Here is a 20,829-nt window from a genome sequence, read left to right as displayed (position 1 = left end):
GACGCGGGCACCGGGCGGGCGGCTGACGGCCGCCCGCCCGGCTCACCCCCACCAGGACCAGTGCTGTTCCTCCCGGGGCAGCGCGGAGCGGTGCGCCGTGCGCAGCTCCTCGGCGCGGGACGGCGCGGGGTCGGTGACCGTGGCCGACTCCGGCTCCTGGACCCAGCCGGTGAGCGCCGTCTCGGTGCCGGGGGCCGGCGCGCGCCAGCCGACGTCCTCCTGCCCCTCGACCCGCCCCGGTTCCTGCTGCCGGGCGGACACCTCCAACCCGACGATCCCGTTGCGCGGCGTGCTGGTGGTGCTCCAGCTCATCACCGCCACCGAACCGGTGCGAGCCACCTCGGACCAACCCGACTTCCCGAGCCTGCGCACGGCGTCGAGGACGGCTTCCTCGACACCACCCTCGGCCGGCCCGAGATCCAACCGGACCCGGTACCGGGTCGTGGTCAGCGAGGCGGTGTCGGTGATGCGGGGGTTGCTCGTCAGCCGTCCGGCGATGGCCCTGGCCTGCCACTGGGCACCGGCGGACCGTTCCGCCAGCACGTCGACCTGGAGGGCGAGCAGCGGGCCGCCGGACACCGGAGCGGGAGCGTCCTCGGACGTCTGGGCGGGAGCGGGTGGTTCCACCGGGTCGGAGGTCTCCGGCTCCCGCAGGTCGAGCGCCGGCAACATGCTCTCCCCGAGCCAGGCCTCGACGAGGATGCGCTCGCCACCCGGGACGAGGGAACCGATCAGCTCGGGGTCGTCCACCACCGTCCACGCCGTCGGGGGCTCACAGCTCAGCCTGGAGGCGGCGAAACCCGGGCCGAGGGCCCGGAGCAGGCGGCGCACCGCCCTGCCGAGGGTGGCGCCGGCCTCCTCCCCGTCGTGGACGGGGATCTTGCGGCTGATCGTCAGGGCCCAACACCCCGGCTCCTCGTGCGAGCAGTCCCACGAGCCGACCACGTCGCCCTCGGAGAGGGCGATCAGGTCGTCGCAGGCGTCTCTCGCGTGCCGGTCGCTCCCAGCGGCGACCACCACGGTGACGAGTAACTCAAGCTGCTCCTCCACCATCGCAGTCAGGATTCTCCACTAGTACGCGCGGCAACGGGACCCGGACCGACCGGAGCGGACCGGGGGGCAGCCCCTCACCCTGGTGGCGGAGCGCGGCTACCCTCGGTACCTGGCCGGTGTGGACACCCAACCACGTCGACCGAGGTGTTGTCACCTGCCGACTCCGGGTCCCGCCCGCCGCCGGGCCGGCCCCTGGGGGAACCGCCGCCGCCGGTCCGGCGGCAGGCGGCGGAAGGGGCGCCCGACGGCACCGCCGGACGCCCCTGGGATGGTCACCGCGCCGTCGACGCGCGGTCCGGTTCACATCGAGAAGTAGGCGCTGCCCTCGATGCGGCCACCGTCACAGACCGGCCCCAGCGTCCAGGACGCGGTGAGCGGATCGGTCTCGTCCGGTGGGATGACGTTGATGCTCACCGGCTCGGGACCGCACGGTTCCTCCTCGGGCTCGCCCTCGCCCGGGACGACGGTCCAGTGCAGCTTCTTCGCGGCGCTCGCGTTCGGCCCGAGCTGGACCAGCTGGGGGCCGGGGTCGTTGGTGCGGCGCAGGTCCGTGGCGATGGCCCGGCCGTTCTCGTCCACCAACTCCAGGCCGCCGTAGCCGTAGACGCTGCACGTGCGACCACTCGTGTTGGTCAGCACGAGGTCGGCGTAGCGGTTGCCCGCCGCGGCGTTGAGCGGTCGCACCTCGCCCTTGAGCTCGCTGGTGTGGCACCGCTCCTCGGCCACCGAGGACTCCGTCGCGTCCGAGCGTTCCGGGCTGGGCGGTGGCCCCCCGGGCAGGTCCGACTCGGACGGCGCCGCCTCGCTCTGGGTGGAACTGGGCCCCGGGGACTCGGACCGGGTCGGATCCGACGTGGTCGTCGTCGTGGGTGGAGGTTGGGCCTGGTCGTTCTCGCCGTCGGTGGGCGCCCCTCCGCAGGCGGCGGCGAAGCCGAGCACCGCGGCCAGTGGGAGTGCCACCCTGACGAGCGAGCTCCTGAACGGTCTCATGGAGATCACCTCCCGGCCGCGGTCGTCTGCTGGGCCGCGACGCGACGAGTGTTCCGTGCCTGTACGAGAAGGACGGCGCAGACGCCCACATGGTTGCCCTTCCACGGCTCGCTCGCAGAGTTGGTGGACGGTCACCGGGGACCCGGCCGCGCGCGGTGATCACGGTCCGGGGCGAGCGAGCCCACGGCGGTGACCGTCCCGGCCACTGCCGGGGCACGGTCGGACACACGTGGTGTCGAGCCGGGGGCCAGCGGCCGCGCTCGCGGGGCCATCGGCGCGGTCCCTCCCCACGGACCGGTGAACATCGACTCAACACGGCACCCGTGGCCCGACGGCCCCGCCCTGGCCGACTCGCACGCGTGCGGTCCGGGCAGCGGGTCGCCGCGTGGCACGAGGCTCCTCCGGGCAGCACCGTCCATCGTGGAACGGCGTGGGTGCACCAGCGGGTCGCCGCTCCCCGGCACGCCCGGGACGCCGCCGGGAGGCCACCACGGACCGCGCGGCAGCGGTCCCCCCGTCGCCGCGACGCCTTCGGCGGGGTCCGGGCCGGCGCGACCTCCGCCGGCTGGTGGGGATCGGTGACCAGCCGGGCAGCGGCCGCCGGGCCGGTCTCCTCCGGCGGGCACGCCGCCAGCGCCACCGGGTAACCAGGTCCGACGGGAGCGGGCCCGCCGAGGGCCGGCTCCGCCCCCGGACCACCGTCAGCGGACCCACCGCGCTCCCCGACCGACCGGACCCACCCCACGGCGTCCTCGGGACCCGCGCGCGGTCACCGATCCCGAGGGGCCGCGGTGGGGCCGCCGCGAGGGGCCGCGCTCGTCCCCGCTGCCACCGCCGCCGGGCCAGGGGGCGCGACCAGCGGGCCGGGGCCGGCACGGGTCAGGGAACGGGCGCCACCGGCACTCCCCGGACCGCGAGGTCCTCGATGTCCTCGGGCGGTCCGGGGGCGCCGAACAACGGCCCGTACGCCAGGTCGCAGCCCAGGTCGTGCAGCCGGCGCACCTCCTCCTCCGACCTCACCGCGTCCGCGATCAGGGTCACGTCGAGCTTCCGCAGCATCGGCAACACCGTGCGCAGCACCTCGTTGTCGACGCTGTCCTCCCCGTGGTCGGTGGTACGGGTGCCCCACGCGGACACGACCAACGCCTCCACCGGCATCGACTCCAGCTGGGAGAAGCAGGTGTAGCCGCTCATCCGGCGGAGCACGAGGTGCACCCCGAGCTCCGTCAACGCCACCAGCGAGTCCCGGAGGTCACCGTCCTCGTCCAGGATCGCCCGTTCCCAGCACTCCACCTGGAGGTCGGAGGGCGTGAGGCCGTTCGCCTCCAGCGCGTCCCGCACGTCCGCCACCAGGTCCGGGTCGGCCGTGTGGCGGTCGCTGAGGGGCACGCTGATCACCGCCCGCAAACCGCAGCGGTCCCGCCACCTCCTGAGCTGTTCACAGGCCTGCCGCAGCATCCACCGGCCGATCGGGATGATCTGCCCGCACTCGGTGGCGACGTCGACGAAGTCCCGGGCGCCGAGCATCCCGTGTTCCGGGTGGTCCCACCGCGCGACGGCCCGCACCGCCGCCAACGACGCGTCCGCCAACCGCACCACGGGTTCGTAGTCGAGGTAGAACTCGTAGCGGCGCAACGCGGTGGGCATGGTCGCCGCGAGGGCGGCCCGCTGGCGGTCCCGTGCGGCCAGCGACTGGTCGTACAGCGTCCACTGGGCGCGACCGTCCCGTTTCGCCCGGCGCAGGGTCTGCCCCGCCGCCCCGAGCAGCTGGAGCGGCTGGAGGTCGCCCACGACCCTTTCCACCAGGCCGGCGCTGGCGGACACGGCGATCTCCTCGCCGAGGACGGTGATCGGCTCGCTCACCACGCCCAACGCCCGCTCGACCACCGCGGCCGTCTCGGCGGCACCGGGGGAGTTCGCGATGAGCACCGCGAACTCGTCACCGTCGAGCCGTGCCACCATGCCGCCGTGCTCCCGGAAGTGGTCGCGCAGCCGCCGCGCCACCGTCCGCAGCACCTCGTCACCGGCCTCGTGCCCGAGCCCCTCGTTGAGCAGCCCGAACCCGTCGATGCCGAACTGGCAGAGCGCGACCCGGCCGGCCGGGCGCAGCTCGGCGAGGACGCGCTCCAGGGTGGACAGCAGCACCGACCGGTTGCGCAGACCCGTCAACTGGTCGTGCGACACCTGGTACCGCAGGTGCTCCTGGAGCAGGTAGACGTCGCTGAGATCCTCCACCAGCACGACGTGGTAGTCGGGGGAGCCGTCGTGGTCGCGCACCAGGGAGACCGCGACCCGCGTCCAGATCGGCTCGTCCTGGTTGAGCAGGAAGCGCACGACCAGCCGGAAGCGGTCATCGATCCGACCCACCGCCTGCTCCAACATGTTGGAGCGGATCTTGTCGACGTCCTCGGCGTGGACCAGGTCGAAGAGATCGCTGGCCAGCAGCTCGTCCTCGCTCATCCGCAGCAGCTGGAGCATGGCGGGGTTGGTGCTCTTGAACCGCCCGTCGAGGTTGATGGTGGCCACGCCGCTGGCAGCCGAGTTGAAGACGGTCCGGAACCGTTGCTCGCTGTCCCGCAACGCCTCCTCCGCCTGCTCGCGGGCGTTGACCATCGCGGCCTTGAGCGCCTCCTGCCTGTCGAAGACGTGTTTGCGCAGCGCCTCCGTGAAACCCGCCGCCAACGCCCCCTGGACCGCGGCGATTCTCGCGCGGTTCTCCGGTGAATCCGGCAGTTCCAGGATTCTCGGCAGTTCGCGGCCGATCAGGGTAAGACTGCGTGACAGTGTCGCGGAACTGGTGAAATTCCTGCCGATCAGCGCGCGGCCGGCGTCCTCCACCGCGCGCGTGGACAATTCTCCGTTCAGGAGCGCGTTTCGCAGGTCGTCCGCCAGGTCGGCGAGGAACTCTATTGTCTCGTCCCGGGACAGCGGCGCGTAACTGGTCAGGTAGATCCCGTCCGCCCACTGTTCCGCGAAAGGCGCATCACGCGCGGTGTCCGGTCCGTCTGGTTCGGGGTCCATGTCGCTCACGTTCTCGGTCACGGTGTCACACGGCTCCAGCGTTCGGTCCTCCCGGTGCCTGTCGGTAGGTGGCTCGCCGGGGGGAACCGCGTGGTTCCCGCCCGGGGCGGCAGCCGGCGACCGGCTACGGTAGCCGCCCCGCCGAGCGGGCCGTTCGACGGTCCCCGGGTGTCGGGACGCCCTTCCCCTGCCGCCGACCCAGAGGTCGCCGCACGAGGAACCATCCGGCGAACACGGGTCCGACCAGCCATGACGTCATCCTTCGCTCCACGCGTGCGGAGCGCGTGGGCAGCAGCGCCGATGTGCGCCGCCCCGAGTAACGGTCCGGTGTGGACCTCGGCTCGGCTCCGCTCCACCCACCGGGGCGTGCCCGGTGGCACGGCGGGCGAGGTGTGGTCGCGGCGCGGCCCGGAGGCGGCGCCCCGCACGACGCGCGGGGACGGGAGGCGGGTGGCGGTCCTGGCCGAGTCCGCTGGTCCGATGTCGACAACCGTCGAAGGCCAATCACCGTGATTGGTCACGACGTACCTCCCGGAGAACGCACGCGGACGAGTCTACTGACCGGGATGACACCCGTTGCCGAAGATACAGCACCAGCGCTCGACGCCGGCTGAGCCGAGCGTCGGATCACTTCCGACCCGATTCGGCGACAATAGGAGCTCCGGGTGGCGGGGCGCGCGGAAGAACCCGTGGTGACGGAGCGGGGCCGCCCTCCCAGTGGAGAATGTCCCACGTGAAGGGCGGCCCCGGTGCCGCTGCGCCTTTCGTTCGAATGCGCGGGCCTACTTGGCGTAAAGCGCCTCGATCTCGGCGGCGAAATCCTTGCTGATCGCGGCACGCCGCAGTTTCAACGATGGCGTGACGTGACCGCCGGCGATCGTGAAGTCCGTGGGCAGGACCCGGAACTTGCGCACCGACTCGGCCCGGGACACCGCCCGGTTCCCCCGGTCCACGGCCTCCTGGACGGTCGCCAACAGCTCCGCGTCCTCCACCAGGTCAGCGATCTCCGTGTCGGCCGGGCGTTTGCGGTCGGTCTTCCACTGGGCGAAGCCCTCGGGGTCCAAGGTGATCAGCGCGGCGATGAAGGGGCGACCATCGCCGACCACCAGGCAGTTGCTGATCAGCGGGTGGGCCCTGACCCGGTCCTCGATGTTCGCGGGAGCCACGTTCTTGCCCCCCATCGTCACCAGCATCTCCTTCTTGCGCCCGGTGATACGCAGGTAACCGTCGGAGTCCAGCTCACCGAGGTCACCGGTGTTGAACCAGCCGTCCCGCAACGCCTCCGACGTGGCCTCCTTCGCGTTCCAGTACTCTCCGAACACGATGGGACCGCGCACCTGGATCTCGCCGTCGTCGGCGATCCGCACCGAGTGCCCCGGCAGTGGCTGACCAACGGTTCCGAGCTTCACCCGCTCCGGGGAGTTCACCGTCGCCGCCGCCGTCGTCTCGGTCAGCCCGTACCCCTCGAAGATCTGGACGCCGATCCCCCGGTAGAAGTGGCTCAACCGTTCTCCCAGCGCCGAACCACCGGAGATGACGTGGCGAAGCCGTCCGCCGAGCGCGGCCCGCAGCTTCGCGTAGACCAGCTTGTCGAACACCGCGTGCTTGACCCGCAACGGCAGCGGGGTGCGGCCCGCGTCGAGGGACTTGCTGTACTGCGCCGCGGTCTTCGCGGCGATCGCGAAGACGCGGCCCTTGCCCTCGGAGGCCGCCTTCTGCTGGGCCCGGTTGTACACCTTCTCCAGCACGTGCGGCACGGAGAGGATGAAGGTGGGGCGGAACGTCTGGAGGTCCCCGCTCACCTCCGCGATGTCCGGCGTGAACGCCGTCCTCGCCGCGGCCCTCGCCACGGCGAAGTGCACCATCCGGCCGAACACGTGGGCGGTGGGCAGGAACAGCAGCGTCGAGGGCTCCACGCCCTTCTCCCCCCGGAAGAGCTGGGGGAGCACGCCGATGCCGTTGTCGATCTCGGCGTAGAAGTTGGAGTGCGTCAGGACGCACCCCTTGGGGTTCCCCGTCGTCCCGGAGGTGTAGATGATGGTGGCGGTCGCGCTGGTGGGCGTCGCGGAACGGCGGGCGGTGACCTCGTCGTCGGAGCTGTCCGCTCCCAGCGCCCCGATCGCGTCCACGGCGCCGTCGTCGATGGTCCAGACACGCTTCAACGTGGGCAGGTCGGAACGCACCGACTCGACGGTCGCCGCCAGCTCCGCCGTCTCGACGATCAGCGTGGTCGCCCCCGAGTCGGAGAGGATCCACCTGATCTGCTCGACCGACGACGTGGCGTAGATGGGCACGGTCACGGCGCCGACGGCGAGGATCGCGAAGTCGAGCAGCGCCCATTCGTAGCGGCTCCTCGACAACAGGGCGACCCGGTCGCCCTGTTGCACCCCGTCGGCGATCAGGCCCTTGGCCACCGAGGTGACCTCGTCGCGGAACTGGCGGGCGGTGACATCCCGCCACGCCGTGCCGACCTTCCTGGCGTACACCGGGCGGTCGCCCTCGCGTTCGGCGTTCTGGTAGACGATCTCGGCCAGGCCACCCGACACCCCGTCGTCGGCCAGGGACGGAAGGCTGAACTCTCTCACTGCGGACTCCTCGCGACGTCAGCGGCTGGGCTGGGCCTGCCCGCCCCACGGTCTCAAGGTGAGTCCACCGCCCTCCCGTCGATGGCAGGCCAGGAACGTATCGTGTCCGGAACTCGTCGATTGGGCAAGACTTTGCCCTGATGGCTCGATGGATCCGCCGTCCGGTCCTCGGGTCCCGTCACGGCGCGCAGGGCCCCACGCAGGCATTACGCCGAACGAGTGGGCGGTCGAGGCCGCTGTGACCCGCGCTCCCGCTGGTCACGTCCTGGTCACGCTCGCGGCCCCCAGCTCGGTGAAACATCGTTGTTCGGGTCAACCCACCGTCAGATCCGTTGATAATGATCCACGCGCGCCGGGGACATCTCGTTCGGATCGACCGAAAACCGGTGCGCGGAGGTGATGCGACGTGGCCGTTCTCGAGACCGGAACCGACCTGCTCTACGGAAGCCTGCCAGCGGGGCTGCCCTGCTGGATCGACCTGCGAACCCCGGACCTCCCGGCTGCGGAGGACTTCTACCACCGGCTGTTCGGGTGGGAGTACCACCAGGAGGACGGCTACACGCTCGCCCTGCTCGACGGTTACCCGGTGGCCGGTCTCTGCCCCAGCCAGGACAGCGCCCCAGCCTGGACCCTCTACCTGGCGGCCGACGACGTCGAACGCACCTCGGAACGGGTGCGTGAGACCGGCGGGAGGCTGCTTCGCCCCAGCGCGGAGGTGCCGGGTGTCGGGCTGCGCGCCGTCGCCCGTGACCCCCACCTCGCGGAGTTCGGATTCCTGCGGGCCAGTCGGAGCTGGCAGTTCCACGTCGGGGTGCCCGGTTCCCTGATGTGGGGCGAGCTCATCACGACGGGCCCGAGGACGGCTGACGAGTTCTACGGGGACCTCTTCGACTTCCGCGTCGACCAGCACGGCCGAGGGGCCACCGCCGACTTCGCCGTCTGGTACTCGGGCGGCGAGTCGGTGCTGGCCAGGGTGCGGATGGTCCCCGACGTGGTCCGCACCAAACCCCACTGGCTGATCTACCTGGGAGTCCGGCCCGAGGACGGCGTCGACGAGGTGCTGCGCCGCGCCGTCACGGCGGGAGCCGAGGTCAGGGTCGACCCCTTCGATGGTTCGTACGGTCGGGTCGCGGTCATCCGGGACACGGCCGGCGCGCGGGTCGCCCTGCTCGACCAGACGCGGGCGGTGGGCTGGGGGCATGACCACGACCCCTACGACGACTGAGACCGCCAGACCGGCGCCCGGGCCCTCGGGGGCCGGCGGGTGGGGGCGGTCAGGACAACAACTGGCTCCAGTGGGTCCAGAACACCGCCACGACGAGGCCGACGACGGAGAGCGCCCACGCCGCCAGCACCGGGCCCCGGTAGGCCACCAGCGCCCGGCCGAACCCGCCGAGCCGCAGGTGGCCCCGCTCGATGTTGTGGGTGGTCGTGTACCAGAAGATTGGCACGGTCACCGCCCACACCACCATGCAGTAGGGGCAGAGGGCCGAGATGTTGAAGAAGCTCTGGAACATCAGCCAGTGCACGAACACCGTGCCCAGCGTGGCTCCCAGTTGGAGACCCAGCCAGAACCACCGGGGCAGCCGGGCCCCGGCGAGCACCGCCGCGCCCACGGTCACCACGGCCGGGAAGGCGGCCACGCCGATCAGGGGGTTCGGGAAACCGAAGAGCGCCGCCTGGGGGGTGGTCATCACCGAACCGCAGCTCAGCACGGCGTCGAGGCTGCACGAGGGGATGTACAGCGGGTCCTTGAGCAGCTCGATCCGCTCGACCATGAGCACGAACGAGGCGAGGAAGCCGAGGAAACCACCGACGGTCAGCAACCAGCCGAGACCCCGCGTGGGGGAGGGGGCACCGAGGAGGTCCTCACTCCCCGTCTGGCCCGGCTCCCGCGAGTCGGGCGAGGCCTTCCCCGAGGGGCCCTCGGAGTCGACGGTGTGGGTGGCCAGCTGTTCGGACATCAGCGGCAATTCTAGACCCGCGACGGGGCCTACCAGCCCTGTCGAGCGGTACCGATCGGGTGGATTGCTCCGGTTCACGTCGCGCCCGGGGCCACCCGGTGGCACGGCTCACGTCCGTCCGGGCTCCCGCGGCTCCAGCTCCGTCCGGGGGGACGCGGCCGAGGGCGGCGGCGCGCAACGTTCACCGACCGCCCGGCGATAGGGTGGTGAGGGGGAACCAGTGCGGTGACAGTGGCGATCAGGGAGTAGATCGGTGGGAGGCTTCATCGAGGCCCATCTCGTCCCGGTTCTTTTCATCGGGGCGTTTGTGGTCGTTTTCAGCGGCGCGGTCGGCGCCATGCTCACCAGGGTCGGAATGAGGACGATGATCCTGGCGCTCGCGATTCTCGGCATTTCCTTCGTGCTGGTCGTTCCAATCATCCCGCTGCTGGTCTGCGCGGCGGTCGGCGTGCCCGTCGGGTACGTCGTCCACCGGCGGGTGCGGCAGCGCTACTCGGAGGCGGCCGAGCCTCCGCTCGGCGCGGGGCGCTGATCAGGCACGATGCCGACCCTCACGTCGGAGCGGTGCCGGTCCCGGTTCGCGGGCAGCCCGGTCGCGAGGTTGGCCACCGTGAGCGGCGGTGGCCAACCCCACCTCGTTCCCCTCACCTTCGCCGTACTCCCGGACGATCCGGACGTGCTCGTCAGCGCGGTCGACCGGAAACCGAAGAGCGGCCGCCGGTTGCGACGACTGGACAACATCAGGGACGACCCGCGGTTCAGCGCGTTGGTCGATTCCTATGACGCGGACTGGTCGGCGCTCTGGTGGGTTCGCGCCGACGGGATCGCCGAGGTCCGGGAGGAACCGGACGAGAGCGCGGCGCGGGCGTTGCGGACCAAGTACCCGCAGTACCGGGACGCCGACCCCTTCGACGCGCTGGTCCTGCTCCGGGTGCGGCGCTGGAGCGGCTGGACCGCCACCTGACCAGCCGCCGGGGGGAAGCCGGCTCCCCCGGCACCCTCAGATCCGGACGACCACCTTGCCGTGGATGTGGCGGCTGGCGAAGTCGGTGACGGCCTGCTTGGCCTCGTCCAACGGGTACACGGCCCCGACCTCGACCCGGAGGCGCCCGGAGGCCGCCCGGGCGGCGAGTTCGGCGAGATCGCCGGGGCGGGGGGTCATCTGGCCGATGTAGTGGGCCGTCACACCCCTCCCCAACTCCGTTGGTCCTCCGAGAGGTGACACCACCCGCCCGCCGGGGCGCACCGCCTCGGCGCTGGCCACGATGTCCGGCCCGGCGTTCACCAGGTCCAGCACCACGTCGACCCCGTCCGGTCGGAGGGCGAGGGCGTCCCGAACCACCTGCCCCCGCGTGTAGTCGACCATCTCCACGGCGCCCAGCGAACGCACGTAGTCGCGGTCGGTGGGCTTCCCGGTGGCGAGCACCTCGACGCCGGCCGCCGTGGCCAGTTGCACGGTGTAGAGGCCGATGCCACCGGTCGCACCGATCACCAGCATGGACGAGCCGGGTCTCAGGCCGGCCGCGCGCAGCAGGTGGGTCGCGGTCAACCCCGACTCGGGAACGCCGGCGGCCCGCACCGGGTCCAGGCCGGCCGGGCGGCTGGCCAGGTAGGGGCCGGACTCGATCAGGGTGTACTCCGCGACCGTGCCGGACACGAAGGCCGAGTACCCGAGGACCTCGTCGCCGGGAGCGTGGTCGCGAACCCCGTCACCGACCGCGACTACGACCCCCGCCGCGTCCATCCCGACGGTGAAGGGGTGGGCGATCGGCATCTGCTCCCGCATCGAACCGAGGATGAGGGCGAGGTCAAGCGGGTTGAGCGCGGCGGCCCGCACCCGGACGAGGACCTGGCCGGGAGCCGGTACCGGCTCGGGGACGGACGCGAGGACGAGCGCCTGGTCGAGGGCGCCGTAGTCGGTGGCGACGAGAGCTCTCACGGTTGCCTCCTTCACCGGCCTTCACCAGGCATGGTCGCTCCACCGTGCGGCGTCCGCGACCGCAGCGCCCGGGTGGGGGTGAAGGGCCGGGCCAGGCGCTAGCCGCCGAGCGCGAGACTCCCGAAGCGGGCGGGCCCCACCGGCTGGTAGCGGGCACGGATCGCCCCGGCATCGGTGCTCGCGGTGTCGACCAGCCGGACGGTGCGGGACGGCAGTCCCTCCGCGAAGAGCCGCCGGCCCGCGCCCACGACCACGGGGAAGGTCCAGAGGCGGTACTCGTCGACCAGGTCGGCCTCCAGCAACGCCCGGACCAGGGTGATGCTGCCGTGCACCTGGAGTTCACCGTCGGTGGTGTCCCGGAGGCGGGTCACCTCGGTCACCAGGTCGCCTCGGACCACCTCGGTGCCGGCCCAACCCGGCGTGCCGAGGGTGCCGGACACCACGTGCTTGGGCAGGGTGTTCAGCGCGGTGGCGATGGGGTCCTGCCGGTCGGTGACCAGGGGCCAGTGGGCCGCGAAGATCTCGTAGGTGCGGCGACCGAGCAGGAACGCGCCGGCCCGGCCGAAGTCCTCGGCGATGATCCGCAGCATGTCGTCGTCCACGTGGGGTGCGACCCAGCCGCCTCGGTCGAAGCCGCCCGAGGGGTCCTCCTCCGGCGCTCCAGGGGACTGGACGACACCGTCGAGCGACAGCTGGGTCGTCACCGTGATCTGTCCCATCTGGACCTCCTCATCCCGGCGGGCTCCCTGCCCCCGGGAGGGAAACGGTACCGGTGTCGAGGCCTCCGCACGCCCGTCCCAGGACCAGTCCCGCTACTCCGGCCGCGCTGGGCTGGGACCGCGGTCGCGCGGGCGCGGGCGGTCGCGGGTCCGCGTTCCCGGCCAGACCGACTGGTAGCCTGTACGCCGTACCGTACGGCGTACGAAAGGATGGCGATGGCGGACGATCCCATCGAGGAACCAGCATTCGAGCCCAGCCCCGAGGACGTCGCCAGCGTGCTCGCGTGGTTCGACGACTACGACGAGCTCGCGGCGACAGCCCAGGTCGAGCGGATGGCGGACCTGGCGATGTTCCCGTTGAACTCGGTCACCGACGACGCGGAGGGCAACGGGAGCGCTTCCTGGAGCGACCGGGAGCAGTACGTCCGGGAAATGACCGAGATCGTCGGCGACGGCGCGCGGATGGAGTCGGTGCGGACCCCGCACTTCCTGAGCCGTTCGCTGGTGTTCGTCGTCACGGACGCCACCTACACCCACGACGGGGTGCGGCACCGGATGCGGTACGGCGACCTGCTGATCCGGAGGGAGGGACGCTGGTACTTCCAGACGATGGTCCAGGGCGGCTGGGGCTGACCCCGCCGTCCACGGCACGGGGTTCTCCGGTCTTGAGGTGCCCCGGGGGGACGTCAGGGCGGATCGTGGCGCTGGTCGGCGAAGCCGCGGCACGCGGCGGCCCACGACCTGTGTGGCCCCGGCTGGATTCGAACCAGCGACACCCGCTTTAGGAGAGCGGTGCTCTATCCCCTGAGCTACGAGGCCCTACCCGTCATTCCGAACATCACGTCAGATGCTCGGAATGACGGGCACAGCCTATCGTGCCGGGACTCCGGGAGAACGGCCGACCCCCGACGCGTCGGGCGGGCCCACCCGCCCGACGGCCCTTCCCGCCCGCCCGCACGTCGGCTCGGAGGCCGCCCACTGCCCGGCGATCACAGCTGGGGGCACGCTCAGCTGCCACTCAGGCTCTGCCGTGGCGTGAAGCCCTTGTCCTCCGGGGGAGGCTGCACCTCGACCCGGTTGCGGCCCTGCTGTTTGGCCCGGTACAGGGCGACGTCCGCCGCCGTGAACAGCTGGTCGAGCTGTGAGGGGCCGGCGGCGACCCCGATGCTCACCGTCGGGGGCCGGGTCGTCTTGCCCAACACCGTGCGCCAGTCGTGGGTGTCGACCGCCGCCCGGATCCGTTCCGCCACCACCGGGCCCGCGTCGAGCCTGTTCTCCGTGGCGTCCACGAGGAGGATGACGAACTCGTCGCCAGCCCACCGGGCGACCAGGTCGTCCGCCCGGCACTCCCGCCGCAGCAGCTGCGCGATCTCCCGCAGCGCCGCGTCCCCCGCGGCGTGACCGGCATCGTCGTTGACGTCCTTGAACCAGTCGACATCCACCAGCACCAGCCACGGAACGCGTCCCTTGGACGCCGTGCGCTTGATGAGTCGGGGCGCGCTGCGCTCCAGGCCGAGGCGGTTCACCAACCCGGTCAGCGGATCGCGGGCCGCGGCCTCCCGGGCGGCCACCGCCGCCCGGTGCGCCTGCACCGCCAGCCGGCGCTGTTCCAGCGCCTGCCCCATCGCTTCCTTGAGCGTCTCCGTCACCTTCCGGCTCGCCGCCAGGCCCCGTCGGAGCGCGTTGGCCTCCCCCCGGTGGTCGCCCAGCCCGGCGCAGATGTCGGCGAGGTCCTCGGCGAACCGGTGGATCAGGGTGGTGTCCCCGGTGCGTTCCACGCCGTCAAGCGCCTCGGCGGCGAGCGCCCGCGCCGGGACAAGGTCGTCGCGGTCCCGCGCCGAGCAGGCCAGTACCCACCGCGCCGTGGCCGCCGCCCACCCGTCGTCCGCCGCCTCGGCGAGCAGCAGCGCCCGGGAGCACTCCTCCTCGGCCTCGGCGAGACGGCCAACGCCCACCAGGGACCGCGCATGCGCCACCAGCAGGCTCCGGTGCACCCGACCGCCCTCGACCAGGGACAGCCCCTCGGCGAGGAGGCTCCGGGACTCGGCGAACACCGCCCCCGCGTTCTCGCTGGCCTCCTGCGACGCCAACATGTTCAACGTCCCGCCCAGCCGCTGGAGGCAGGCGGCCAACGTCGCGTCGTCCTCGGTCCCCCGGGCGACCTCGACCGAGAGCCGCAGCATGTCCAACGCGGCCCTGCGATGCCCCATCGAGTCGATGAGGTGGCCGAGCAGGCCGAGGGTGTGCGCGGCGGTGCGCCCCTCCGGGCGTTCCGCGTCCAGCTCCGTCCAGCCCTCGGCGGCTAGCTCCAGGGCCAGCGTGAGCCGGTCCAACCGCCAGGCCGCGATGGCCCGGTTGACCAACATCGCCACCCGGTGCCAGCCCGTGCGCGGGTCAGGCCGTTCGAGCACCGCGTCGAGCAGGGTGTTGGCTTCGTCGGTCTGCCCAGACTCGACGAGAAACCGCACCCTCTGGTCCTGCGACGGAATATGCTCCGTCAACGGCGAATAGTCGTGCTCACTCACCGACAGACATCTCCTGACCGACTTTCCACCTCGGCTTCGCTCGTACCCACAGGTGTTGTCGACAGGCTACTCGCGTAGCCCAAGAACAGGTGCCAGCATGTTGTGGTCCGGCGCCCACAAGTTCACCCATACCAGTGTCCGCGCAGCATACGGCCTCGCTGCTCCGTCACTGAAGGGTGGTGTTGCCTCCAGTGGGCAACTGAATGGCGCGCCTTATTGCCTGAGCGACGCTGCGTAGTGGTGGCCCTTGGTCGGAACGCTGCGTAACTGTTTGTCCCGCTCCGGAACTGCCGCCGTCGACCGCTGTTTCCGGCCCGCCGATTATCGACGCACCGCCCACGACCCCACTTTTCCCGAGCGCCATTTCCCGCTCGGGCGTGCCCGGCGGCGGCCGGACCCCGCCTGGGTACCCGAATCGTGCTGTTACGGTCCGTGCGCCCCGCCGGGACCGGGAGTAGGGGCCTGCCGTACCCCCGGCTCGACGTCGTCGTCGCCGCGGGATGGCGCGGCCGGGCGGTGGTCCGGTCGCCACGACCGACGATTCTCAGCTCGCTCTCAGGGCGAAAGGTAACACTGCCTTCATGCGCATCCTCGTAGTCGACGACGACCGGGCCGTACGAGAGTCGTTGCGGAGGTCGTTGCGGTTCAACGGCTACCAGGTGGAACTGGCCGCCGACGGGCAGCAGGCGCTGGCCGCGGTCATGGGGCTGGCCCCGGACGCGCGCCCGGATGCGATGGTCCTCGACGTGATGATGCCGAGGTTGGACGGGCTGGAGGTGTGCCGGCGCCTCCGCGGGGTGGGTGACGACCTGCCCATCCTGGTGCTGACGGCGCGGGACGCCGTCTCCGACCGGGTCGCGGGGTTGGACGCCGGCGCGGACGACTACCTCCCCAAGCCCTTCGCCCTGGAGGAGCTCCTCGCGCGGCTGCGCGCCCTCCTGCGGAGAAGAGGTCCGGCGAACCCGGCCGAGGACGAGGTCGACGTGCTGAGCTTCGCGGACCTCGAACTCGACACCGGTACGCGGGAGGTCCGGCGAGGCGAACGGCGCATCAGCCTGACCCGCACCGAGTTCGCGTTGCTGGAACTGTTCATCGCCCACCCCCGGCGCGTGCTGACCAGGACGCGCATCCTCGAGGAGGTGTGGGGCTATGACTTCCCGACCTCCGGGAACGCGTTGGAGGTGTACGTGGGCTACCTGCGGCGCAAGACCGAGGCGGGTGGTGAACCCCGCCTCATCCACACCGTTCGGGGGGTCGGCTACGTGCTGCGGGAGACACCTCCGTGACCGACGCCCACCGACCACCCCAGCGCACCGTGGGGATCGAACGCTGGAACGACTGGCACCAGCGGATGGCCCTCCGGACGCGGGTCAGCATGCTCGCGGCCATCTGCGTCGGGGCGGCCGTCGCGCTGGTCTCCCTCGGCGCCTACCTGGCCGTGCACAAGAGCCTCTACGACGAACTCGACCGGAGCCTGACCCAGCGGGCGACGCAGGCCGTGGGCGAGTCGATGGCGGCGTCCCAGCTGCGGTCCGCCCCGGCCGTCGTGCTGGTGGCCTCCGACGTGCAACTGGGGCTGGTGTACGCCAGCGGCGAGGTGCTCTCCGCCGGTACGCGGGCCCCGGCGACGGGTCGGGCCGAGCTGGCGGTGGCCCGGGGAGAGCTCCCCCGTTCGCTGCGCACCGACACCGCCACCGACACCAGGGTCATCGCCCTGCCCATCGGCACCGGGGCGGCCCTGGTCGTCGCCCAGCCGCTCGACTCGATCCGAGGAACCCTGGGGCTGCTCTCGGTGGTGCTGGCCGTCGTCGGCGGCGCGGGCATCGTCGTCGCGGCGATCGCGGGAACGGCGGTGGCCAGGGCGGCGCTGAAACCGGTGGAACGGCTGACCGCCGCCACGGAACGGGTCGCGACGACAGGTGACCTCAGACCCATCGTGGTGTCCGGCGACGACGAGTTGGCCCGGATGACGATGAGCTTCAACACGATGCTCGGGGCGGTCGCGGAGTCCCAGGAGCGGCAACGCCGCCTGGTGGCCGACGCCGGGCACGAGCTGCGCACGCCGCTGACCTCGCTGCGCACCAACCTCGAACTGCTGGTCGCCTCCAGCAAGCCCGACGCCCCCCAGCTGTCCCCGCAGGACAGGATGGAGATCTACGAGGACGTCCGGGCGCAGATCAACGAACTGTCCAACCTGGTGGGGGACCTCGTGGAACTCGCGAGGGAGGACGCGCCGCAGGTGGTGCACGAGCCGGTTGAGCTGGTCGACGTCGTCGAACGCGCCCTCGACCGGGCGCGACGGCGGGCACCCGGCATCGCCTTCGAGGTACGCCCGCACCCGTGGACCCTGCTGGGTGATGCCAACGCCCTGGAACGCGCGGTGCTCAACCTGCTGGACAACGCCGCGAAGTGGAGTCCCCCGGAGGGCACCGTGCTGCTGACCATGACCCCGGAGAACGACACCACCATCAGGGTGGAGGTCGCCGACTCCGGACCGGGCATCGCTCCCGCCGACCTGCCCCACGTCTTCGAACGGTTCTACCGGTCCCCGGAGGCCAGGACCCTTCCCGGGTCCGGGCTCGGACTGGCGATCGTGAGCCAGGCCGCCGAGCGCCACGGGGGGACGGTCCGCGCCGGGCGCGCCGACACGGGCGGCGCCCTGCTGACGCTGCGGCTGCCCGGCCGGGCGGGTGTGTGACGTCGACCCGGGTGCCGCCCCGACCCGCGCTGCTCCAGCCGGGTGCCGCCCGCACCGGGTGCCGTCCGCGTCGCTCCGGTCGCCCGCGCTGCTCCAGCCGGGTGCCGCCCGCGCCGCTCACAGGCTCGGGTTATCAACAGCGCGACCGTGACCAGTGGAAACAGCGCGGAACAGCTGAGTAGGCTGGCACAGGGGCCGCTCCCCCGGAGAGGGTGGGGGCTGCGTGGGGGACGTCCTGGTCGTCTCCCCCTCCTCCTCGGGAGCGGCTCGGAAGCGCTCCGCGACGTCTCGGTGGGGCGGCGGTGGGGGCAGTGGGACCGGCGGGACTGGCCACTATCGGACCCGAGTTCCGGCTGGTTCGGCATGGGCCGGCCATAGGATCGGGGCCGCTCATGGTCGTGTGCGAACGGGGGAGGAACCGGAGTGCGGCGAACAGTCGCCCAGCTGGCCGACGGCCGGGAGATCATCTACTTCGACGCCGATCCGGCGGCGCCAACGCGTGGCGCGTCCGACACCCGTGACCTGCCCCCCTACCAGCCGGCCTCCGAGATGCGCCGCGATCCGCTCAGCGGCGAGTGGGTGGCGATCGCCGCCCACCGCCAGTCGCGCACCTACAAGCCGCCGGCGGATCTCTGCCCGCTGTGCCCCTCCACCGCCGACCGCCCCACGGAGATCCCGGAGGCGGACTACGACGTCGTCGTCTTCCAGAACCGGTTCCCGTCCTTCGGGACTCCCCCCGGCGTTCCCGTGCCCGTGGGAGACGAGCGGGCCGCGACCGTGCTCGCCGGCGTCGACGGCGGCAGCCTGGTGCCGAGCCGCCCAGCCGTTGGCCGCTGCGAGGTCGTCTGCTTCACCTCCGACCACGACACGTCCTTCGCCCAGCTGACCCCGGCCCGTGCCCGCACCGTCGTGGACGCCTGGGCCGATCGGACGGCGGCGCTGGCCGCGACGCCCGGGGTCGAGGAGGTGTTCTGCTTCGAGAACCGGGGCGAGCAGATCGGGGTGACCCTCCACCACCCGCACGGTCAGATCTACGGGTACCCCTTCGTCACCCCCAGGACCGCCCGCCTCCAGGCCCAGGCGGAACGGCACCACGCGTCCCACGGTCGTCCGCTGCTGGGCGACGTGCTCGACGCGGAACGGGCCGCCGGAACGCGGGTCGTCGCCGAGAACGAGCACTGGACGGCGTTCGTCCCCGCGGCGGCACGGTGGCCGGTCGAGGTCCAGCTGGTGCCCCGCCGGCAGGTGGCCGACCTGCCGGCGCTCACCTCGGACGAGCGGGACGCCTTCGTTCCGCTCTACCTCGACCTGCTCGGACGCCTCGACCGGTTGCACGACCAGCCGTTGCCGTACGTGGCGGGCTGGCACCAGGCCCCCGTGCGGGCCGACCGGGAACGGTCCTGGTTGAGGTTGGAGGTCTTCTCCGTGCTGCGCGGCCCGGACCGGCTCAAGTACCTGGCGGGGTCGGAGTCCGGGATGGCGGTGTGGATCGGTGACGTGCTGCCGGAGCGGGTGGCCCAGCGGCTGCGTGAGCTCGGCTGAGGTTCTCCGACGCGGGCGCCCGGCCCTCCCCGGCCCGGGCTGGGACCGCCGGTCACGCCTCGACGCGGGTGGGTGCCGCCACGGTCCCGACACGCTCTGTGCGGAAACCAAGGAGGATCTCAGGCCCCTCTCAGCCGGACGGTGCACAGTTGTCCCATGAGCGATGAGACCTCGAAGCCGGAGAACGATCCCGACCGTTCCCCGGACCCCGCGTCGGGTGCGGGATCTGGGGGAGAGGCAGATCGCACGTCGCGGCCCAGCCCGAGCGAGGACGCCGCGGGGCACCAGCCCTCGGGTCGAGGCCCGGACGACCGTCCGGACGAGCAGGCGTCAGCGCCAGGAACCGCTGGCCTGGGCGGTCCGCCGGCCGCCGAGAGCGGGACGAACGGGGGATCTCGACAGCACGGTTGGGAGCCCGCCCCACCGCGTCACGGGGAGGACACCTCCGGACACGGCCACCAACGGCCGGGCGGCCAGCAGGAGTCACCGACCCCCCAGCGCTACACGCCCTACGGGCTGCCCTACTCGTCCTCGGCCCAGCACCACGGCGGCCAGTACCAGTACCCGGGCAGCCAGTACGGGGCGAGCTCCGGTGCGCACGGCGGCAGCGGCCAGCCCGGTCCGTTCCAGCCCGTGCCGGAGCACGGCTTCGGGAACAACCCGGAACACCACCGCCCGGCGGCCGCCGGGCGCGGGAAGGGAACCGGGCGGCTGGTGGCGGGGGTCGCCGCGCTGGCCCTGCTGGCCGGCGCCGTCGGTGGCGGCGTGACCGGGTGGATCGTCAGCGAACGGGCCGGCGGGGGCTCCTCGGTGAGCGCGCTCGACCAGCAGCCGCCCGCCCGCAACGCCAGCAACGCCCCGGAGGGGTCCGTGCAGCAGGTGGCGGAGAAGGTGCTGCCCAGCGTCACCCAACTCCAGGTGCGGGGACAGAGCGGAGCGGGTGAGGGATCCGGCGTGGTCCTGAGTTCCGACGGCCTGATCCTCACCAACAACCACGTGGTCGAACCGGCGGTCCAGGGCGGGCAGATCGTCGTGGCGTTCGCGGACGGCACCACGGCGCCAGCCGAGATCATCGGCCGCGACCCCTCGTCCGACCTGGCCGTCGTCAAGGCCAGCGGCGTCTCCGACCTGACCCCCGCCGAACTCGGCCGTTCCGACGACCTCTCCGTCGGGCAGGACGCCGTCGCGATCGGTTCCCCGTTCGGGCTCACCGGCACGGTGACCAGCGGCATCATCAGTTCCCTCGACCGCCCGGTGCGGGCGGGCGGCGAGCAGGGCACGGAGGCCACCGTCCTCGACGCCATCCAGACCGACGCGGCCATCAACCCGGGGAACTCGGGTGGGCCCCTGGTCGACATGGAGGGACGGGTCATCGGCATCAACTCCGCCATCTACAGCCCCGGCGCGGGCACCGGTCAGGCGGGATCGGTGGGACTGGGCTTCGCGATCCCGATCGACCAGGCCCGGCGGATCGCCGACGAGCTCCGGGAGAACGGCGTGGCGACCCGGGCAGTCCTCGGGGTGCAACTGGCGGTCGATTCCCGGCAGAACGGGGCCGACGTGGCGCAGGTCATCCCCGGCGGCGCCGCCGCCGAGGCCGGCGTCGAGGAGGGTGACGTGGTCACCAAGCTGAACGACCGGGTGATCCAGAGCAGCGACGCGTTGATCGCGGCCGTCCGCTCGGAGGAGCCGGGTGCGACGGTGACCCTGACCGTTCGGAACCAGGGCGGCGGCGACGAGCGGGAGATCCAGGTCACCCTGGGCAGTGAGACCGTGGGGTGAGAGCGGTGCCC

16 protein-coding genes and 1 tRNA gene are annotated in these 20,829 nt (G+C 72.2%); 8 read left to right on the top strand and 9 right to left on the bottom strand.

The annotated features are described in order from the left end of the window. Nucleotides 1-42: 42 nt before the first annotated feature. The 4 genes from G443_RS13865 to G443_RS13850 all read right to left on the bottom strand — a co-directional run bounded on the left by G443_RS13865 (nucleotide 43) and on the right by G443_RS13850 (nucleotide 7,649). Nucleotides 43-1,053, bottom strand: a complete 1,011-nt coding sequence (locus G443_RS13865) for a hypothetical protein (protein WP_051313358.1) — start codon at nucleotides 1,051-1,053, stop codon at nucleotides 43-45. 300 nt (nucleotides 1,054-1,353) lie between these two features. Continuing rightward, nucleotides 1,354-2,043 (bottom strand): DUF4232 domain-containing protein, encoded by a 690-nt coding sequence (locus tag G443_RS13860; RefSeq protein WP_030104292.1) that lies wholly within the window; start codon nucleotides 2,041-2,043, stop codon nucleotides 1,354-1,356. Between the two features lie 879 nt (nucleotides 2,044-2,922). Further along, nucleotides 2,923-5,085: a putative bifunctional diguanylate cyclase/phosphodiesterase gene (locus G443_RS13855; RefSeq protein WP_026417473.1), complete on the bottom strand. Its 2,163-nt coding sequence runs from the start codon at nucleotides 5,083-5,085 to the stop codon at nucleotides 2,923-2,925. A 761-nt stretch (nucleotides 5,086-5,846) separates the two neighbouring features. After that, complete coding sequence (locus G443_RS13850; protein WP_026417472.1) at nucleotides 5,847-7,649, bottom strand: AMP-dependent synthetase/ligase; 1,803 nt, start codon at nucleotides 7,647-7,649, stop codon at nucleotides 5,847-5,849. Nucleotides 7,650-8,055: 406 nt separating this feature from the next. On the opposite strand from G443_RS13850, the gene G443_RS13845 reads away from it, so the two are divergent. After that, complete coding sequence (locus G443_RS13845; RefSeq protein WP_051313356.1) at nucleotides 8,056-8,874, top strand: VOC family protein; 819 nt, start codon at nucleotides 8,056-8,058, stop codon at nucleotides 8,872-8,874. Between the two features lie 49 nt (nucleotides 8,875-8,923). On the opposite strand, the gene G443_RS13840 is transcribed toward G443_RS13845, so the two are convergent. Then, nucleotides 8,924-9,613 carry a vitamin K epoxide reductase family protein gene (locus tag G443_RS13840; RefSeq protein ID WP_026417470.1) on the bottom strand — a complete coding sequence of 230 codons (690 nt, stop codon included), beginning with the start codon at nucleotides 9,611-9,613 and terminating at the stop codon, nucleotides 8,924-8,926. 253 nt (nucleotides 9,614-9,866) lie between these two features. Here G443_RS13840 and G443_RS13835 point away from each other — a divergent pair, with 253 nt between their 5' ends. After that, nucleotides 9,867-10,145 (top strand): hypothetical protein, encoded by a 279-nt coding sequence (locus G443_RS13835; protein WP_026417469.1) that lies wholly within the window; start codon nucleotides 9,867-9,869, stop codon nucleotides 10,143-10,145. Nucleotides 10,146-10,154: 9 nt separating this feature from the next. Then, nucleotides 10,155-10,577, top strand: coding sequence for a TIGR03668 family PPOX class F420-dependent oxidoreductase (locus tag G443_RS13830; RefSeq protein ID WP_026417468.1), 423 nt, complete (start codon nucleotides 10,155-10,157; stop codon nucleotides 10,575-10,577). Between the two features lie 36 nt (nucleotides 10,578-10,613). Here the strand turns inward: G443_RS13830 and G443_RS25495 are convergent, their stop codons facing one another. Beyond that, entirely contained in the window at nucleotides 10,614-11,552 is a 939-nt protein-coding gene (locus G443_RS25495) for an NADP-dependent oxidoreductase (RefSeq protein ID WP_026417467.1), read from the bottom strand. 98 nt (nucleotides 11,553-11,650) lie between these two features. Then, the gene (locus G443_RS13820) at nucleotides 11,651-12,271 is read right to left on the bottom strand and encodes a dihydrofolate reductase family protein (RefSeq protein ID WP_026417466.1); all 621 of its coding nucleotides are present in this window, start codon (nucleotides 12,269-12,271) and stop codon (nucleotides 11,651-11,653) included. A 216-nt stretch (nucleotides 12,272-12,487) separates the two neighbouring features. Between G443_RS13820 and G443_RS13815 the strand changes: the two genes are divergently transcribed. Continuing rightward, nucleotides 12,488-12,904 carry a hypothetical protein gene (locus G443_RS13815; protein WP_026417465.1) on the top strand — a complete coding sequence of 139 codons (417 nt, stop codon included), beginning with the start codon at nucleotides 12,488-12,490 and terminating at the stop codon, nucleotides 12,902-12,904. A gap of 113 nt (nucleotides 12,905-13,017) precedes the next feature. Here G443_RS13815 and G443_RS13810 read toward each other — a convergent pair. Then, nucleotides 13,018-13,090 (bottom strand) — tRNA-Arg (locus G443_RS13810). A 188-nt stretch (nucleotides 13,091-13,278) separates the two neighbouring features. Beyond that, a complete protein-coding gene (locus G443_RS13805; protein WP_081715212.1) occupies nucleotides 13,279-14,739 on the bottom strand; it encodes a GGDEF domain-containing protein in 1,461 nt (486 codons plus the stop codon). Between the two features lie 638 nt (nucleotides 14,740-15,377). Between G443_RS13805 and G443_RS13800 the strand changes: the two genes are divergently transcribed. The 4 genes from G443_RS13800 (at nucleotide 15,378) to G443_RS25060 (ending at nucleotide 20,818) form a co-directional block, all read left to right on the top strand. Continuing rightward, complete coding sequence (locus tag G443_RS13800) at nucleotides 15,378-16,082, top strand: response regulator transcription factor (protein WP_026417464.1); 705 nt, start codon at nucleotides 15,378-15,380, stop codon at nucleotides 16,080-16,082. Nucleotides 16,083-16,147: 65 nt separating this feature from the next. Beyond that, a complete protein-coding gene (locus G443_RS13795) occupies nucleotides 16,148-17,494 on the top strand; it encodes a sensor histidine kinase (protein ID WP_051313466.1) in 1,347 nt (448 codons plus the stop codon). Nucleotides 17,495-17,917: 423 nt separating this feature from the next. Then, the gene (gene galT, locus G443_RS13790; RefSeq protein WP_026417462.1) at nucleotides 17,918-19,036 is read left to right on the top strand and encodes a galactose-1-phosphate uridylyltransferase; all 1,119 of its coding nucleotides are present in this window, start codon (nucleotides 17,918-17,920) and stop codon (nucleotides 19,034-19,036) included. A 156-nt stretch (nucleotides 19,037-19,192) separates the two neighbouring features. Further along, nucleotides 19,193-20,818, top strand: a complete 1,626-nt coding sequence (locus G443_RS25060; protein ID WP_269808355.1) for a S1C family serine protease — start codon at nucleotides 19,193-19,195, stop codon at nucleotides 20,816-20,818. Nucleotides 20,819-20,829 lie beyond the last annotated feature (11 nt).

Origin of the sequence: Actinoalloteichus caeruleus DSM 43889 (assembly GCF_000429185.2) — a bacterium.
Classification (GTDB): Bacteria; Actinomycetota; Actinomycetes; order Mycobacteriales; family Pseudonocardiaceae; genus Actinoalloteichus_B; species Actinoalloteichus_B caeruleus.
The sequence above is the reverse complement of the archived record's forward strand: the minus strand, read 5'-3'. Positions and strand labels throughout refer to the sequence as shown.